Annotated in this window: 14 protein-coding genes, 1 tRNA gene and 1 pseudogene; 5 read left to right on the plus strand and 11 right to left on the minus strand. The window is 62.1% G+C overall.

The features are described 5' to 3' along the window. Positions 1–123: 123 nt before the first annotated feature. The 4 genes from ASD73_RS01190 to ASD73_RS01205 all read right to left on the minus strand — a co-directional run bounded on the left by ASD73_RS01190 (position 124) and on the right by ASD73_RS01205 (position 5,383). Positions 124–1,449 carry a CitMHS family transporter gene (locus ASD73_RS01190; protein WP_082521278.1) on the minus strand — a complete coding sequence of 442 codons (1,326 nt, stop codon included), beginning with the start codon at positions 1,447–1,449 and terminating at the stop codon, positions 124–126. A gap of 10 nt (positions 1,450–1,459) precedes the next feature. Continuing rightward, entirely contained in the window at positions 1,460–1,768 is a 309-nt protein-coding gene (locus tag ASD73_RS01195; protein ID WP_056369856.1) for a DUF4387 domain-containing protein, read from the minus strand. Beyond that, entirely contained in the window at positions 1,761–2,849 is a 1,089-nt protein-coding gene (locus ASD73_RS01200; protein WP_200934856.1) for an acyclic terpene utilization AtuA family protein, read from the minus strand. Before ASD73_RS01200 ends, ASD73_RS01195 begins: the two co-directional genes overlap by 8 nt. Positions 2,850–3,142: 293 nt before the next feature. Beyond that, positions 3,143–5,383: a TonB-dependent receptor gene (locus tag ASD73_RS01205; RefSeq protein ID WP_056369853.1), complete on the minus strand. Its 2,241-nt coding sequence runs from the start codon at positions 5,381–5,383 to the stop codon at positions 3,143–3,145. A 154-nt stretch (positions 5,384–5,537) separates the two neighbouring features. Between ASD73_RS01205 and ASD73_RS22655 the strand changes: the two genes are divergently transcribed. Both ASD73_RS22655 and ASD73_RS22085 read left to right on the plus strand, forming a co-directional pair. Next, the gene (locus ASD73_RS22655; protein WP_056375896.1) at positions 5,538–6,212 is read left to right on the plus strand and encodes a Crp/Fnr family transcriptional regulator; all 675 of its coding nucleotides are present in this window, start codon (positions 5,538–5,540) and stop codon (positions 6,210–6,212) included. A 63-nt stretch (positions 6,213–6,275) separates the two neighbouring features. Continuing rightward, a pseudogene (locus ASD73_RS22085) lies at positions 6,276–6,817 on the plus strand (IS5 family transposase); the annotation flags it as partial. Between the two features lie 78 nt (positions 6,818–6,895). Here the strand turns inward: ASD73_RS22085 and ASD73_RS01225 are convergent. The 3 genes from ASD73_RS01225 to ASD73_RS01230 all read right to left on the minus strand — a co-directional run bounded on the left by ASD73_RS01225 (position 6,896) and on the right by ASD73_RS01230 (position 7,597). Then, positions 6,896–6,982: transfer RNA gene (locus tag ASD73_RS01225), tRNA-Leu, on the minus strand. A 94-nt stretch (positions 6,983–7,076) separates the two neighbouring features. Next, positions 7,077–7,370 (minus strand): helix-turn-helix domain-containing protein, encoded by a 294-nt coding sequence (locus tag ASD73_RS22090; protein ID WP_443027938.1) that lies wholly within the window; start codon positions 7,368–7,370, stop codon positions 7,077–7,079. A gap of 5 nt (positions 7,371–7,375) precedes the next feature. Further along, complete coding sequence (locus ASD73_RS01230; protein ID WP_056370468.1) at positions 7,376–7,597, minus strand: DUF2274 domain-containing protein; 222 nt, start codon at positions 7,595–7,597, stop codon at positions 7,376–7,378. Here ASD73_RS01230 and ASD73_RS01235 point away from each other — a divergent pair. Then, positions 7,596–8,081: a DNA -binding domain-containing protein gene (locus ASD73_RS01235; protein WP_082521280.1), complete on the plus strand. Its 486-nt coding sequence runs from the start codon at positions 7,596–7,598 to the stop codon at positions 8,079–8,081. The genes ASD73_RS01230 and ASD73_RS01235 overlap by 2 nt on opposite strands. 138 nt (positions 8,082–8,219) lie before the next feature. On the opposite strand, the gene ASD73_RS01240 is transcribed toward ASD73_RS01235, so the two are convergent. Continuing rightward, positions 8,220–9,365 (minus strand): NAD(P)-dependent alcohol dehydrogenase, encoded by a 1,146-nt coding sequence (locus ASD73_RS01240; protein WP_235534051.1) that lies wholly within the window; start codon positions 9,363–9,365, stop codon positions 8,220–8,222. A gap of 556 nt (positions 9,366–9,921) precedes the next feature. On the opposite strand from ASD73_RS01240, the gene ASD73_RS01245 reads away from it, so the two are divergent. After that, positions 9,922–12,168, plus strand: a complete 2,247-nt coding sequence (locus tag ASD73_RS01245; RefSeq protein ID WP_056369845.1) for a TonB-dependent receptor — start codon at positions 9,922–9,924, stop codon at positions 12,166–12,168. Positions 12,169–12,517: 349 nt separating this feature from the next. Here the strand turns inward: ASD73_RS01245 and ASD73_RS01250 are convergent, their stop codons facing one another. Genes ASD73_RS01250 through ASD73_RS01260 form a run of 3 tightly spaced genes read right to left on the minus strand, consistent with a single transcriptional unit; the run spans position 12,518 to position 15,773 of the window. Then, the gene (locus tag ASD73_RS01250) at positions 12,518–12,931 is read right to left on the minus strand and encodes an acyl-CoA thioesterase (RefSeq protein ID WP_056369843.1); all 414 of its coding nucleotides are present in this window, start codon (positions 12,929–12,931) and stop codon (positions 12,518–12,520) included. Next, a complete protein-coding gene (locus tag ASD73_RS01255) occupies positions 12,928–13,428 on the minus strand; it encodes a MarR family winged helix-turn-helix transcriptional regulator (protein WP_235534052.1) in 501 nt (166 codons plus the stop codon). The genes ASD73_RS01250 and ASD73_RS01255 overlap by 4 nt, the downstream gene beginning before the upstream one ends. A gap of 44 nt (positions 13,429–13,472) precedes the next feature. After that, positions 13,473–15,773, minus strand: a complete 2,301-nt coding sequence (locus ASD73_RS01260) for a bifunctional salicylyl-CoA 5-hydroxylase/oxidoreductase (protein WP_056369841.1) — start codon at positions 15,771–15,773, stop codon at positions 13,473–13,475. Positions 15,774–16,069: 296 nt separating this feature from the next. Between ASD73_RS01260 and ASD73_RS01265 the strand changes: the two genes are divergently transcribed. Next, positions 16,070–16,849, plus strand: coding sequence for a cyclase family protein (locus ASD73_RS01265; protein ID WP_056369840.1), 780 nt, complete (start codon positions 16,070–16,072; stop codon positions 16,847–16,849). The last annotated feature ends 19 nt before the right edge of the window (positions 16,850–16,868 follow it).

A 16,868-nucleotide genomic window follows, 5' to 3' on the forward strand; every position in this document is an offset into this window, starting at 1 on the left:
GATTATCATCTGACGCCCGCCCGGTTTCGATCGGGCGGGCGTCTTTTCTGCGATCCGATCGATACCTGCTCGAACGGCGCCATCACCCGATGGCCGGGCGCACTACGAGCCTCGTCGGATTATTTATGCGGCCAACGGAATGACACCGAAAAGAAGAGCAGCCCCAATCAGTACAAAACAGAGCATCAAAGCATATTTCCAGGCGAAGCGCTGCAAATCGCCAAGCTCGATCCCGAGCAGGGCGCAATTCAGATATACGGCCGCCACCAGCGGACTTAGCGAGTGGACGGGCTGGCCCAGCAAGGAAGCGCGCCCAATCTCTTCGGGGGATATGCCGTAATGACCAGCCGTTTCGGCGAGAACGGGCACCACTCCAAAATAAAAGGCATCGCTGGAGAGAAAAAAGTTCATCGGGATCGAAATGAATGCCGTTATGACCGCGAGATAAGGGCCAACGGCTGGAGGCAGAACGGCCAGGATCGATTTCGCCATGCCGTCGATCATTCCCGTACCAGCCATAACGCCGGTGAAGGCGCCCGCCGCGAGGACCATGACGCCGACGCTGAGCGCGTTGCCCGAATGCGCGGTCAGCCGGGCGCGCTGATCGGCGAGTTTCGGATAGTTGACGATCAAGGCCGCGGCCAGGCCGCCCATGAACAGAACCGGAAGCGGAGCGAGCCGCGCCACAATCGTCGCCATGAGCGCCAAGGTCAGCGTGAGGTTAAACCAAACAAGGTGCGGACGGAGAGCGGCCGGGTCCGCCTGGAAGATCTCCGCAATTCTGGCTGCATCGATTTGGTCGTCGAGCGAGGCCGTGGTTGCCGGGCCGACATGCCCGATACGCGTCCGCTCGCGGCGTCCGAACCACCAAGCTAGCAGGAACACAAATGCGAGCCCCGTGGCCGCGACGGGAAGCATCGGGACAAAGAGGGCCGATGGGTCGATGTGAAGCGATGCCGCGACACGTGCGGCGGGTCCGCCCCACGGACTGAGGTTCATGATGATGAAGGTAAGGCTGCCAACAACAGCAAACACCATCACATCGATGCCGAGCCTTTTGTAGACAGGTAGCATCGAGGAGACGCTGACCAATGACGTCGTCGTCCCGTCGCCATCGAGCCCGACCGCACTGGCAAGGGTTGCATGCCCGACCGTTGCGCGTACCGGATCATTGCCGACCCAGGTCACGATTCGATTGACGAGGGGCTGGAACAGGCCGGCGTCGATCATGGTTCCAAAATAGAGGATGGCAAAAATCAGCATCACAGCAGTCGTCGAGACCTGCGTGACACCCTCCATCATCATTCGTCCCGTGTCCGGGCCATGACCGGCGAGAATGGAGAATATCAATGGAACGAAGATCAGCGCCGGAACCGCTGCCATGCGCCTCGTCATCACGAGGATCATGAAGACGGTCACCATCGAAAAGCCCAGAATAGCTGGTGACACGAAGAAGCTCCTAGTCGATCTCGACGGCGAGAAGCGGCACGAAATACTGGCCCGCGTGCGAATCGGCGTCGCGAGGCGAGCCTTGTGCCGTCGGGCGCGGGAAACTTATCTTGAGCACGTGAAGCGTCGGCACCCGGAACTGCCTGATCTCATTCTCAGAGACGCCATATAGCTGCGCGATCGCCCTCGGCGTCAGTTGCGGCGCGCGCGTGATGCGTTCGAAGGAGTCGGCATCGGAAGAGAAAATATCGATCGTGACCCAGAAAGGCCCCGCGTTCTTCGAACGGACATATTTCGCGATTTCGCCGAGTTTAGGCAATGGTCGTCTCCCCGATCGTTTTGATCAGCGTCCGCGACAGCTGATCCGGCCGGTCGAGCTGCACGACATGATTGAGTTTAAATTCATACTGGCGGCCCAATTCGACCTCGGCCGGCGAGAAAGGAAAAGCGAAACTCGGCATCGGATCGTCATGGTTCAACGGAAAATGGAGCAAGATAGGGTTGCAATATCGGGCGATTTCGGTCGCGAGTTCTTGCGTAGTTGCGGACACAAGGGTCATGAGCCCCACCTCGTTCGGTACAGCGAGAGAGGGGGCCGGGTTTAGTGCGTTGTGACCATAGGCCCGGAACTCGAGATCATAATCCCGCGCATCGATCTCCAGCACCGACGCAATTCCGGCGCGCAGATAGGACTCGAGGTTGCCGAGCCACTCGTCGACGCGCGCGAGTAATTTTGGGTCCGCCACCGCGCTGAAAACCATCGTCCGATACCCGGTCCCGCCCGAACCCTCCAACTTGACGGTGTACGGCATGGCCTTGGCGCGCGAGCCGGTCACCCGCACAACGCGTTCATCAATCGCGTCATATTGCGCATCGCTTGCGTCGAGAACGACGCCGGGCTCCTTGAGACGGAAGGGGTCACTGTTCTCATACAGCAGATGCGCCGAGACTGTGTAGGGCGTACACTGATTTTCGGCGTGCAAGGGCTCGATATCGAAACCCTCGGCGTCGATCGTCAGCATCACCCCGCCCAGTCGCGTCTGCACCGTGCAGAGGCCGCCGCATTCGGCCGTCTTCGCCGCATGCCATGAGGCGCCCGCCGGAAAACCGCGCATCAGCGGCACCGCCGCAAGCACGGCAGTATCGGTCGTCCGGCCCGACAGGACAATATCGGCGCCCGCCGCAATCGCGTCCGCCAGCGGTTCATAGCCGAGAAGACCGACGACATGGTCGCATTCGAGTAACCGCTCGGGAGTTAGCGGCAGCGCCGGTTCCAGCGGGGTCACCTTCCCCGCATCCAGAAGCGGCAAGAGGTCTTCGGTGTTCTGCTGCGAGTAGACAAGCGCGAGGCGTGCGGTCAGTCCCTCCTCCCGTGCGATCTCGCGTGCGATGTCGGCCATCCAGTCGACGCCCGAGTCGCTGCCACAGGTCCCGCACGACCCCACCAGCAAAGGGATCTGGAGCCGATCGCGCGCCAGCATCAACTGGCGCAGGTCCTGCTTGGTAGCTCGCCGCGTCATTTTCGACGTGCCGGTACCCAGATAATATGGGCCTGAATCGGTCGATCCACCGTCGATCGCGATGCAATCGGGCCCAAGCGAAATACCCCGTTCGAGCGCGTCCTCGGGGCAGCCCGATCCCAGCACGCCCGACGGGACGAGGATCTTGCATGTCGCTGCGCGTTCCATCGCCATCACATGAACTTCGCGCGAAGGGTCACGCCGAACTGCCGAGGCGCGCCATATTGGACATATTGATATGTTCCGCCATTGGTCTGCCAGATGCGATATTCCTTGTCGGTCAAATTATGTCCCCAGACTTGGACCGAATAGCGGTCGTCGAGATGGTAGGTGAGGCTTGCATCCCAGAGCGTGCGTGGTTTGCGATATTCTTTGAAATCGTTGACGTTGTTTTCGAACACGTCACTCTGATAATCCATTGTCACTTCGGCCCGCAGCCAGCCCCACGAGGCATCGCGCGGCGACTGCAATCCGGCCGTGGCGGTCACCGCATGTTTCGGCGACCGGCTCATCCGGTTGCCCGCGCCGTCGACGAAGGAAGGATTTCCGGCGGCATCGAAGCCTGCCGTCTGGATGAAGCGCGTGAAATAGGGGTGGAGATAGGTGTAGCGCACCGTCGCGTCGAACCAGTCGACGGGCTCAACGATAAACTCGGTTTCGACGCCCTTGATCGTCGCGTCGGCGGAATCGACCGTCACGCGGGTGCCGACCGGGCCCTGGGTGGCGTCGGGGACGGACTTGATTGTCTGGAAATCCCTGTAATCCATCCAGAAGGCCGATATGTTGGCGCGCAGCTTGCGGTTGAGCCAGTCGGTCTTGAGTCCGATCTCATAGTTGGTCAGCCGTTCGGGGTCGGTCGGGGCGCGAGCGAGCGCCGCCGATCCGGGCTGCTCCTGGAACGCCCCCGACTTGAACCCCGTCGACACGGTGCCGAAAGCGAAGACATTATCGCTGAAGCGGAAGTCGGCGCCGACGCGGTAGGTGAATACGCCCTTGTCGAAGACGCCCGGCATGTCGCCAGTGTCGTAGGAGATTGCGGGCGCAACGAGCGGACCTTGCAGGCGCCGCGCGCCATATCTCTTCTTTTCCTGTGTAAAGCGGCCGCCCGCAAACAGCCGCAGTCCGAAATCGAACTTATACTGCGCCTCACCGAACACGGCATAGCTGTTATTGACCGAACGGCCGAAGAATCGATTGACTGTTGTAGGCGTCGCCGACAGCTGGTTCTCGCGTTCGCGAGACACTTCATCGCGGTTATAGAAAATACCGGCAACCCAGCTGAATGGCCCTTCGTGAAGCGAAGAAAGACGGCTTTCGACCGAGTAAGAGTCGGCGTGCTCTTTCGCCAGCAGCTGGATTCCGCTCACCGGCAAACCGTTGGCCGCGTTGGAGGCGGGGTCGGTGCCGTCGAGGTCGTTCGAAAAATCATAGTCGAGCATGCGCCAAGCCGCAACGGTGGTCCAGTTGGCGAAACCGAGGACGTCGGTGGACAATTCGGCGCGCGCCCCGCCGGTGCGCGACTTGGTGAAGCCCAACCGGTCGGGATTGACCCGGCGCGGCTTGTCGTAATCCTCGTAGCCCTCGCCCGGCGTGAAAGGTTTGATGATGACATTATAGCGCGAGCTGTCGGAGAGGTCCTGGTTGGCGATATCGCCCGTCAGAAGCAGCCAGGTGTCGGGTCCGAGGTCGGCACGCACGTGTAGCCGGGCGCTGAGCTTATTCTCATCGTCGAGCGCGCGACCATCGAAGGTGCGACGGAAGCCGTCGTTGGTGACGGCGCCAAGCGTCAGGCGGGCGGCGAGACCTTCGGTGATGGGCGCGTTGAGCATCAGGTTGCCGTTCATCTGCCCATATTCGCCAAAGGTCAGCTGTGCGTTCGCTTCGGCAATATCGACGGGTTTGGCGGTCACGAAATTGACCGAACCCGCCACGACATTCTTGCCCCAGAGCGTTCCTTGCGGACCCTTGAGAACCTCGACCCGTTCCATGTCGTAAAAATCTATGCCGAGCATCGCTGCGCGACCCAGATAGACGCCATCGAGGAACGCGACAGACGAGGGGTCGCCGCCGGCGCCTTGATTGCTGCTGCCGACGCCGCGGAAGAATGGGCGCGGGGCGGCCTTCGGAAAGGCGTCGAAATTGATGCCGGGAGTCGCCTGGGCCAGTCGGCTGAAATCGGTGATGCCCTTGGCCGCAAGTTGCTCGCCAGTGAAGGCCGTCACCGTGATCGGAGCGCTTTGCAGGGACTCCTCGCGGCGCCTTGCGGTGACGATGATCTCTTCGATTCCGGATGCGTCGTTGGCCCCGACATCCGGTGGCGGCGCATCCTGCCCTTGCTGCGCGAATACCGGGCTAGCCATCGTAAGCAGCAGTGCGCTCGACGCGCGTAGTAGATTGATCTTCGTCGATGCCATCTGTTCGTCTCCCTCATTTAGGTCGGCTTCGGCCGATCCCGATTCGAGGCGCCTTGTGCATCGCGGCGCTCGGTGAGGCATGACACCTATGTTACATGGTCGACTGAAATTTGGTGCTACGTGAAACGCAGGGAGGCAAAAAGAACAACGCAAGATGCAGCGAATATTCTCCCATGAGAACTGGATCGGGAATCTGCCGGATGCCGTGCGGGTCGAAGTCCTTGCGCGTATGATCGAGTTCGACGTCGCGGCAGGAGACGTCATAGCGGAGGCGGGCCGAGATGCGACGCGCATATTCCAGGTTGTTTCCGGCTACGTGCGTCTGAGCGGTCTGCATGAGGATGGCAGCGAGACGCTGATCACCATCTATGTTCCAGGGAACTGCTACGCCGAAACCGCGATAATTTCGCGGCGACCCTATAATCATACGTCGATCGCCATGGTCCCCAGCCGCATCCGTGCACTACATGAGCGCGATTTTTGGCAGCTTTATCACAGCCACAGCGCAATTCCTGAAGCCCTGTGCCGTAAGTTCGCCGACGCCATAAGCTGGCAGTTCGCCGCCCGCGAAATGCGCGCGACCACGCGGCTCCGCTTTCAGATCGCAAATATGTTTGCCGACTTTGCTGAACGGTGCGTGGGGACAACCTCGTCAACTCCCATCGAGCTCGACTTCCCCTTTACCCAGTCCGACATTGCCAGCATTTTCGACGTAACCCGGCAAAGCGTCCAGCGCGAGATCACCTATTTCAAGGAGCAAGAACTCGTGGAGAAGCGGGAGGGCACTTGGATTGTGCTCAATCTTCCTCGATTAAGACACGAAACCTAGGATCCTTACCTATTGATTTGATGTGACGGCTGTCATTCGGGCTCGCGGTGAGGAGCCTTACGGATGAGCGTTCTGTTTTGGCTGACGGACGAGCAGATGGCGCGTCTTCAGCCCTATTTTCCGAAGAGCCATGGCCGCGAGCGGGTCGACGACCGGCGGGTTTGAGCGGGATGATCTTCGTCAACCGCAATGGGCTGAGATGGCGCGAAGTGCCGAGGGACTATGGCCCGGCGAAGACGCTCTACAATCGCTGGAAGCGGCGAAGCGACAAAGGCATCTTCATCCGCATGATTGAAGACCTGGCTGCCCCTAAGGCTCCCGATCGCGAGACGATCATGATCGACGCGACCTATCTCAAGCCGCACCACACGGCCTCCAGCCTGCGGGAATAAAGGGTCCCGGGACGCCTGATCGGTCGGACGAAGGGCGGCATAAACACCAAGCTGCATGCTGTGACCGATGCGAGTGGTCGTCCGATCAGCTTTTTCACGACGGCCGGGCAGATCAGCGATTACAGCTGCGCCGCAGCGTTGCTCGACAGTCAACCCAAAGCGCGATGGATGCTGGCCGACCGCGGCTATGATGCCGACGGGTTTCGCGACGCCTAGGGTCACGACTTTTGTGGTTGCCGCGTTCGTGGCACGATCTATGTGGTCGTGGTCGGCGAGGTTATCGGAACCTGATGGTGCGGGCGGTCGGGCTCGAACCGACACTCCGATTAAGGAACGGGATTTTGAATCCCGCGCGTCTACCAATTTCACCACGCCCGCATGCCGATCTGCACGCTTGGACGGGCACTGATCGACAGTGCGGAGCCTATAGGCGAGCCTCCCGGAGATTTCCAGAGCGGAATGCAGGCTTTTATCAACGACTGATCGGCGGCGCTTTCCAGGCCGGATCAGACGTTGAGTCGCATGTGCGGCGCGCCGCCCAATCCTCCAGATCGGCGAGCGTGTAGAGGACCCGACGTCCAAATTTTCGAAACGGCGGCCCGCCGCCTACTACCCGCATCTTTTCGAGGGTTCGGGGCGAAAGGCGCAGGAATCTCGCCGCCTCGGCATTAGCATAAAATGGCGACGCCCGTTCTTGTGCACCGGTCTCGACGCCACACAGATCAGGACCGCCTCGTTCCGATACCAATCGCCGCTGATCATCCACGATGACTACTCTCGCTTTTGCCCGCGGGATCTCGCGAACCCGCGATCGCTCGAAAGGAACTGCGTGAGCATTGCAGGAATCAGGTCCACAACAGCTTCCTCTTCCTGATAGGTTGCGGTGTAGAATTTGGCATAGGCATCCAAAGCGCTTTTCAGGTCCGGCGACACGGCAATAGTAAGCTTGACGGTGGTCCGATCGGGCAGTTTCGGTAGTCTGATTTCATTCATGTCAGTTCTCCGCATGCTGCCAAGGCCGAAGCACGATGTCTTGCTCTCGGTGGAGATCGATGCCGATCGACACGAGCACTGGTTGATGAGCGACGGGCGCTGGGCGATCCGTCTCGACCTGTTCGATGGAACCCTGCTGGGCGGACCGGTCCTCATCGAACACCGGATCAGCGGGCTGCAATCGGCAAAGCCCAAGCAGGCGGCGCTTCGCCAATTTGTCGTACTCGCGCAGAACGGCGGTTTGCCGCGATCGATGATGCCGAAGGAAAGCAAGGCGGCGCACTGGATCCTCGAACTTCGCGTCGCCGATGCGGTCGTCGCAGGAGCCAATCAGCAGGAAATCGCGCGAAGATTGTTCCGCGGGGCGATCGCCCCGCATCGCTGGCGGGCCGAAAGCCCCTCCTACCGATCGCGTGTCCAGCGCCTCGTAAAACGCGCGCGGCGCCTGCTCGGCGATCCGTTCGCCGGACCATGGTTCGATTGATGCGCAAGATTGTCGCCAATCCGATCTCCCGGCCGCATTCGCCACTGCCACGCCAGACAGGCGCCGAGAGGATCTCGTATTGGCGACGCAGCCCCGGCCGGAAGCGCGACACCGCCTCCTTTGCCTATGCAGGCGCGCTCACGCCATCAGGAGGATGGGCTTGATCACCGCGCCACTCTCGGCATCGGCGACCGCCTGATCGATCGCATCAAAGGAATAGGTTCGGACCAATCGATCGATCGGAAACTCGCCCGCCAGATAGAGATCGACGAGCCGCGGAATAAGTTGGTCCGGGACGCTGTCGCCTTCGACGATGCCCCGGATCGTCTTGCCACCGATCATCAGATCGGCAATGTTGAAGCTCGCTTCCTCCGCCGGCGCGGTCGCGCCGACGATCCCGCAAACGCCCCGCTGGCCGAGCGCGTCGATCGCCTGGCGCAGCACCGCTGCAATCCCCGTCGCTTCGAGCGAGAAATCCACCCCCCCGCCCGAAGCGGCCCGAATCTGTTCGACGACATTCCCCTCGCGCGCATCAATCGCGAGGTCGGCGCCCAGCGCGCTTGCGAGCTGCAACCGGTCGGGCACGACGTCGACGACGATGATCGGTGCGGCACCGACGTGCCGCGCCGCCATGACGGCGCTCAGCCCCACTGCGCCGGCTCCGAACACGGCCACGCTTTGCCCTTGCTTCGGGCGGAAGACGTTCAGGATCGCGCCCGCGCCGGTCTGCAGACCGCAACCGAGCGGGCCGAGCAGTTCGAGCGGCGCATCACGGCGCACTTTTACCACATTACGGCGATGGGCGATCGCGCGCGTCGCGAAGGAGGACTGGCCGAAGAAATGACCGTGCAGCGCCTCCCCTCTCGCGTCGCGGATGGCGCTGCTTCCATCGGATCGCGCGCCACCAAAGCACAAGCCGAACAATTGGTGGCAATAGGCCGGCGACTGCTGCTTGCAGGCCGGGCATTCCCCACAGCTCATGAAGGTGAGAACGACATGGTCGCCAGGTTCGACGTGGGTGACGCGCGCGCCAACCTTTTCGACTACCCCCGCGCCCTCGTGACCAAGGACGATAGGCTGAGGGACGGGATAGACTTCATCGCGAGCGATCAGGTCGGTGTGGCACAGCCCCGTCGCAACAATACGAACGAGCACCTCGTCCTCGCGCGGCTCGTCGAGACTGACGGCTTCGATGTCGAAGTTGCGCGATGCGGGGCGGACGACCGCGGCGCGCGCGTAATGGCGGCCTTCGACAGACGCCGACGTCATGTGAACCGAACTCATATTCATCTCCCTGTTTTAATTGGAAGCCTGCCAGGACAAACGGCGTTCGCCCGGGGCCCCCTCATCGGGCTGATGCGGTGAAACCCCAATGCCGAGGCCGCACGATCGCCATTTGAACGGCATGCGCCGTCGAAATCTCCTATGTCAGACCGTGAATAATTCAACGTGGGACCATGCCCCGGAGATAGCGCAGGGAGAAGCGGAAGGGGCGAATGCCCAGGCCCTTTTCGCTATCCATCTGCTTCAAATATCATGAACTTTTTCGCAGGGTAGCTCGCAAACGGCGCAGGAGGTGGTCAATCGCTCGGCGCGGCCTCGATCCGGCGCCTCATTTTCCTTGCCCGAAGCGGATAATGACTGCCCGAAGCGGACAGGGAACCGATTGTCGCGAATTTATTTTAAGGTTAAAACTTCTCTCGCTGACATGTGGCTCTCACATGTTTGCACGTCGGCGAGACCGACCAACAAAATACCGGCCGGAGGAACAAGGCCGAAACCAGGGGCGTCCGGCGACATCGCCGATGCGCGATCGCGGGATCTGATGAGGAGGATTAGCATGAAGAATTTCAGCAAGAATGAGCCGAGACGATTGACCAACGCGGCGCGAGGCGCGCTCCTGGCGTCGGCGCTCTTCAGCACCCTAGCCCATGCGCAGACCGACAATGGTGCCGAAGCGAATGGCGCCGAGGACGTTGCGGGCGCAGATGAGGAAATCACCGTTACCGCGCTCAAGCGCAATCTGTCGGCGCAGGACACGCCGGCGACGGTTGCCATCGTCTCGGGCGACCTGATCGCCAGGACCAACATCACCTCCGCGCTCGATCTGCCGGCGATCACCCCCGGGGTCATCATCCAGTCGGCGCCGGGAGCGCTTGCGGTGGCATCGATCCGCGGCATCGGATCGAACGCCTCGAACCAGTCGTTCGATCAGTCGGTTGCCCTGTTCGTCGACGGGGTCTTCACGGCGCGTGGACGCGATTATGCCTCTTCGCTGTTCGATGTCTCCGATATCCAGGTCATCAAGGGCAGCCAGTCGGCGGTTCTCGGCAAGAACACGACCATCGGCGCGATCGCGATGAACACCAACAAGCCGGCGTTCGACTTCGGTTTCAACGCCTCCTATTCGCACGAATTCGCGCTTGGAGACGACACGCTCGATGCGATGGTGAACATTCCGCTTTCCGACAAATTCGCTGTCAGGGTCGCGGGCCGCGTCACCGATCTCGAAGGCTGGGTGAAGAATGACCTGACGGGCAAGGAAAGCCCGAAAGTCGCGACATGGGCCGGCCGCGTCAGCGTCCGCTGGCAACCAACGTCCACGCTCGACTGGAACACGTCGTACCAGCATGAGACCTACGAATCCGAAGGCCAGGTTCTCTATGTGGCCGGCGATACCCAAGGGCGCGTTGCCGCCTATGCGGCAGCGGCGGGCGATCCCAATTTCACCGCTGCTTTCAACGACCGCACCCGCGCGACCCCACGCCCGGGTTTCCCCGACACCTTCGCCAAAAACGCCTCGCACCGGGTGGTCTCGACGCTGAACTACACCCCGGACAGCGGGTTCGAGTTCACTTCGATCACCAGCTATTTCAAGAGCACGGGTTCGCTCCTCAACAACAATAATGCCGTCATCAATTCGCCGGTCATCTTCTTCGCGGATCGGGCCGGCGACCGGACCTTCACGCAAGAGCTGCGCATGAGCACGCCCGAGATCGGTATTTTCAGCCTGATGGCGGGTGGTCTCTATTACCACAACATCTACAATTTCGACGTCGGGTTCGACGCCGTCGCCCCTAGCCCCATCGTCGGCGCGGAGCGCACCCGCTTCCGCCAGAAAACCGTCGACTGGTCGGGTTTCGCGTCGTTGGACGCGAAAATCAGCGACCGGTTCGTGCTGACCGGCTCGGTGCGTTACACGACCGAGGATCGCGACGCCGATTATGCGCGCGACATCATCCGCAACGGCAATCTTATCACCGCCATCTATCAGCCGTTCGCGCCTGTCTCGCTTTCGCGTTCGCAGGACTATCTCGACGCCGCGGTAAGCGCCAAATATGATATTTCGGACAATGCGATCCTCTATGCATCCTACGGCAAGGGCAGCAAGACCGGCGGTTTCGCCAACGCTCCGAACAACCCGACCCTCTTGCGGCCGGACGGCAGCAGCACGGCCGAATATGACGACGAAATCGCGAAAACGGCGGAAATCGGCATCAAGATCGGGCGCGCTTCGGCAACGCATCTGAACGTCGCGCTCTTCAATGTCGACGTCGATAATTTCCAGACCTCCTTGTTCAGCGGCACCTCCTTCATCGTCAAGAATATCGACATTCGCTCGCGCGGCGTCGAATTCGAGGCGATGTGGCGCCCGCTCGACGAGCTCAGCTTCTCGCTGAACGGAACCTATGCCGATGCGATCAACAAGCAACCGGCCGCGAACGAACGGCGCGAACTCGTCCGCGCCCCGAAATGGAGCGGCATCGCGGCGATCAACTACGACACGCAGCTCAGCGACGAGCTGAAATTCTCGGCCAATGCGAATGCCGAACTTCGTTCCGGTTTCTACTTTCAGGATGCGCTCAACTCGACGGTTCCCAAGACCAGCACCTATGTGAAGGTCGGACTTCGTCTCGGCGTCGAGCACAAGCCGAGCGGGATCGAGGTTGCGCTGATCGGCCGCAACCTGTCCGACAAGCGCGTTCCCAACTATGGCACGGGCCTGTTTCCCGGTATCGCCGGGGCTTATCTCGCGTCATCCGAGACGCCGCGCACAGTCGCGCTGCAAATCTCCGTCCGGCACTAGTTCGCCGAACGGCTGCCGCCGCCACCCGGGGCGGCGGCAGCATTGGCGCGCCAGGGCTACAGATCCCGCCCGTTACGGTCATCCGGTTTGCACGCGCTCCACGGCTTCCCTGGTCGCGCGCGGTACGCGGCCGGCGACGCCCCATCCGCCGAAAGCCTTCGCGTTAACCGGACCGGGCCGGCGACGCCGGCGCCGGTTTGGCGCAAACCGCGGCTGCAGCCCGCGGCTGCGGCGATGCCGCCATGTCGCGGCAGACACCCGATGTGGCCCCAGGCACCTCATGTGACGGCCGATTTCGTGTCAAAATGCGAACGCTTTGTCCGCAGCCGGGAAGGCCCGAGCGGGCCCGCTACGCCGGCAGCTGGTCGGCTTCCATTTGCGCGCGCACGTCGGCAGGCCACGGCATCGAGCGCATCAATTTCAGGTCCATGCAAACGAGAACGACCTCGGCCTTCAGCCGGTCGCGTCCCTCGGCGGTGAAGAGGACGTCAAGCGTGCAACTGCTCCTGCCGATGTCCCGGGGGGAAAGCGAAATCGCCAGCTGCTCGTCGAGCTGGCTCGGATGCAGGAAGGTCACCGCAAGGCTGACGGTCGGAACGCCCATGTGACATTCGCGGTGCATGATCCCGAACGGCAGCCCGAGACGCTTTGCGAACCAGTCCTCGACCGCGGCGTTGAGCATCTCGAAGTAGCGGGGATAAAAAACGATCCCGGCCGGATCCACGTCCGCGAAGCGGACCTGTGCGCTTGTCTCGAAACTCAAATCGGGTCATCCTTTAAAAGCTGCGTACGGAGATCGACCAGCAAGGCCAGCAATTGCTCCTGCATTTCAGCCGGAAACTCATCGAGCGCCTCGTGCACCCATTGGCGATGCGCGAGTGCCAGTTCGCTAAAATGCGACCGCCCGGTTTCGGTGAAGGCAACGATGGCGGAGCGGCCATCCTGCGGATCGGGCTTGTAAGTTATCAGGCCCTGATCGACGAGCTGCCGCACGATCGATGTCACATTTCCGTTCGATACGAGCAGCGCCCGCGACAGTGCCCCCATGTTCAGACCCTCGGGGGCCCGTTCGATCGCGGCCATCACGTCGAATCGCGGCAGCGTCGTTCCAAATTGCTCCTGGAAATTGCGCCGCAGCCGTTTTTCGACGATCCGCGCACAGCTTAGCAGGCGCACCCAGATCCGGAGCTCGCGCGTGGTCGCGGGATCGGCCGCGGGACTTGCTGATGATTGTTCTCGGTTTTCCATGCCGATTCCCATAATGATTCTTCTCGCGGGCGAAACCGTTTATGGCGTGTCGGGCGTCATGCGCGGCCGGCCTCGGCCTGCTGCTGTGCCGTGCGAAGCGCCTGCTGCTGGCCAAAGACATAAGCGGGGTACACCGATTGACGCTCGTAACCCGCCGCCGCCGCGGCGCGCTGCGTCCATGCCGGGTCGACAAGATGCGGGCGGCCGATCGCGACGAGGTCGGCCCGGCCGGCCATCAGGATCGAATTAACCTGGTCGGCATCGGAGATATTGCCGACGGCAATCACCGGAACATGCGCTTCGTTGCGAATCTGGTCCGCGAAGGGCGTCTGGAACATCCGGCCATAGACCGGCCGGGCGCCGGGAGCCGTTTCACCCGCCGACACATCGATCAGGTCGACCCCGGCCGCCTTCAGCCGCCGCGCGATCTCGACCGCGTCCGATGGCTGAATGCCCTTCTCGCCCATCCAGTCGTTCGCCGATATCCGGACGGCTAGCGGCTTGTCGCCGGGCCAGGCAGCGCGGACCGCTTCGACGACCCGCAGCGGGAAACGCAGCCTGTTTTCCAGCGTGCCGCCGAAAGCGTCGCGCCGTCGGTTCATGACGGGGGTGATGAAGCTCGAGAGGAGGAAACCATGACCGGCATGGACCTCAAGCATGTCGAACCCCGCCGCCTCCGCACGCCGGGTCGCGGCGACGAAGTCGTCGCAGATGCGCTGCAGGTCGCTCTCGCTCGCCTCGGACGGAGCGAGACCGCCCTCCCTCCAGGCGTGCGCCGATGCCGAAAGGATCGGCCAGGGCGCATGGAGCGGCATGTCGGAGCCTTCGCCGGGTACGCGGCAACTCGCGCGCGGACCGGCATGGCCGAGCTGCGCGCAGGTTCGCGCGCGACCGCTGCGGCGTACAAACGCGTTGAACGCCTGCCATCGCGCGACGTGCGCGTCGTCGTAAAGTCCCGGACAGTGATCGGTCGCCCGGCCTTCGGGCGACACCGCGAGCATCTCGGTGCAGACCAGTCCCGCGCCGCCGAGCGCGAGGGCGCCGTAGTGGACCATGTGGAAATCATTGGCGCACCCGTCGGTATTCGCCGAGTAGGTCAGCATCGGCGGCACGACGACGCGGTTTTGCAGGCGCAGCTCGCGCAGCTGCAGCGGCACGAACATCGGTGGCGCCGCCCGATCCTCCGCGGCCTCGCGGGCGGCAAACCAATGCTCCAGGTCTTCGAGCCAGTCGCGGTCGCGCAATCGCAGATTTTCGTGACTCACGCGCTGGCTGCGCGTCATCAGCGAATAGGCGAATTGCGGCAGCTCGAAGCCGAGATAGCGATCGAGCGTTTCGAACCATTCGGTCGAATTTCGCGCGCTGTTCTGGATTTTGAGGACTTCGAGCTGACGCTCGGCGCGATATTCGGCGAGCGCGTCGCCCAGCGCGGTGCGGTCTGACAGGCCCTCCCGGCCGAGGACGTCAGCGAGCTTGATCGCATCCTCGAGGGCGAGCTTGGTGCCCGATCCGATCGAGAAGTGCGCCGTGTGCGCCGCGTCACCGAGCAGGACGACATTATCGAACGACCAGCGCTCGCACAGCACCCGGCGAAAATTGATCCAGGCCGCCGAGCCGCGAAGGTGCGTCGCGTTGGAGATGAGCGAATGACCGCCGAGATGCCGGGCGAAGATGCGCTCGCAAAGTGCGATCGACTCGGCCTGCTCCATCTTGTCGAAACCCAGCCCTTCCCATGTCTCGGGCGAGCATTCGACGATGAAGGTCGAGTGGGTTTCGTCGAACCGATAGGCGTGCGCCCACACCCAGCCGGCATCGGTCTTTTCGAACAGGAAACCGAAGGCATCGAAAAGCCGCGTCGTCCCGAGCCAGCAGAATTTGTTGCGGCGCGTCTGGATATCGACGCCGAACGCTTCTTCGTTCGCGGTTCGGATCTGGCTGTTGACGCCGTCGGCGACGACGACGAGGTCGAAATCCGCAAAGCGAGCAAGGTCGGTGCCGAACTCGGATTCGAAATGCGAAACGACGCCGAGCTCGGCCGCGCGATGCTGCAATATCTGGAGGAGCCGCTTGCGGCCGATGCCGATGAAACCATGGCCCGAGGAAACGACCGCCTCCCCCGACACATTGACTTCGATGTCGTCCCAATGCGCGAAGCTCGCCGCGATCGTGTCGGCGCTGACGGGATCGTTCGCGGTCAGGTTCGCCAGCGTCTGGTCCGAAAAGACCACGCCCCAACCGAACGTCACGCCCTCGGGATTGCGTTCGTACACGTGGATTTCATGATCCGGGTTTTTGATTTTCATCGAGATCGCGAAGTAGAATCCGGCGGGACCGCCACCCAGACAGGCAATGCGCATTTCATGCTCTCCAATTTGTTTTAAGCCTAAACAAATATTCGGAGCAATGCAAGCGATGTCCCCGCGGGCGGGGGCGCGGGGGCAGGACACAACGCTGTCTAAGGGCAGCGCCGGCCCCCGGAAAGCCGCGGCGCGCTGACGCGCACCCCGGCGCCCACGCGGACCGGGCGCGGAACGGCCTGCTTCGCGTTCGCGCGGTCCGCGTGCTGCAAAAACAAAAGCTGTGCAGGCAATTTTACTTGCATATGCACGTTTATCCGATAGTTTTGGCGCGATCAGAATTTGGGAGAATTATCATGTCCGGTGCACAATGCCTGTCCGCTCTTGCCTCCGCCCTCGCGACGGGGTCGGTTCAGATCGTCGATCTTACGCAGATGTTGTCGGAAGACACGCCGCTGCTCATCCTACCCGAACCCTTTGGCCAGACCGCGGCGTTCAGCCGCGAAGAGATTTCGCGCTACGACGAGCGCGGCGTCGCCTGGCACTGGAACAATTTCACCGTCGGCGAGCACACCGGGACGCATTTCGACGCGCCGGTTCACTGGGTGACCGGCAAGGATCTTGCGGACAATAGCGTCGATCGGGTCGAAGTCGGGAATTTCGTTGCCGCCGCGGTCGTGCTCGATTTCTCCCGCGAGTGCCGGGACAATCCCGATTTCCTGCTGACGAGCGAACATATCCGTTCGTGGGAAGCCGAGCATGGTGCGATCCCGGAAGGCTCCTGGGTACTTTTCCGTAGCGACTGGTCGAAAAATACCGGCGATGCCTACACCAACCGGCAGCCGGACGGCGCGCATACGCCGGGGCCGGCGGCCGATGCGATCCGTTATCTGCTCGACCGCGGGATTCGCGGTTTCGGCACCGAAACCATCGGAACCGACGCCGGACAGGCCCATTTGCTCGACCCCGCCTACCCGGCGCACACGCTGCTTCACGGTGCGGGCCGGATGGGACTGCAATGCCTTGAAAATCTCGACCGCCTGCCGGCAACGGGGACGATCCTGATCTGTCCGCCGCTCAAAATTCGCGACGGATCGGGAAGCCCACTGCGCGTCCTCGCGCTGATCCCCAGCTGATCGCGGCCGGCCTCGCCCC

Source organism: Sphingopyxis sp. Root154 (assembly GCF_001427105.1).
Lineage (GTDB): Bacteria > Pseudomonadota > Alphaproteobacteria > Sphingomonadales > Sphingomonadaceae > Sphingopyxis.

Excerpts from the sequence above, each read along its gene's own strand:
- ASD73_RS01200 (WP_200934856.1), bottom strand. The coding sequence starts at position 2,849 with ATGGCCGACATCGCACGCGAGATCGCACGGGAGGAGGGACTGACCGCA.
- ASD73_RS01205 (WP_056369853.1), bottom strand. The coding sequence starts at position 5,383 with ATGGCATCGACGAAGATCAATCTACTACGCGCGTCGAGCGCACTGCTG.
- ASD73_RS22655 (WP_056375896.1), top strand. The coding sequence starts at position 5,538 with ATGCAGCGAATATTCTCCCATGAGAACTGGATCGGGAATCTGCCGGAT.
- ASD73_RS01235 (WP_082521280.1), top strand. The coding sequence starts at position 7,596 with ATGTCAGTTCTCCGCATGCTGCCAAGGCCGAAGCACGATGTCTTGCTC.
- ASD73_RS01230 (WP_056370468.1), bottom strand. The coding sequence starts at position 7,597 with ATGAATGAAATCAGACTACCGAAACTGCCCGATCGGACCACCGTCAAG.
- ASD73_RS01240 (WP_235534051.1), bottom strand. The coding sequence starts at position 9,365 with ATGAGTTCGGTTCACATGACGTCGGCGTCTGTCGAAGGCCGCCATTAC.
- ASD73_RS01245 (WP_056369845.1), top strand. The coding sequence starts at position 9,922 with ATGAAGAATTTCAGCAAGAATGAGCCGAGACGATTGACCAACGCGGCG.
- ASD73_RS01255 (WP_235534052.1), bottom strand. The coding sequence starts at position 13,428 with ATGGGAATCGGCATGGAAAACCGAGAACAATCATCAGCAAGTCCCGCG.
- ASD73_RS01260 (WP_056369841.1), bottom strand. The coding sequence starts at position 15,773 with ATGCGCATTGCCTGTCTGGGTGGCGGTCCCGCCGGATTCTACTTCGCG.
- ASD73_RS01265 (WP_056369840.1), top strand. The coding sequence starts at position 16,070 with ATGTCCGGTGCACAATGCCTGTCCGCTCTTGCCTCCGCCCTCGCGACG.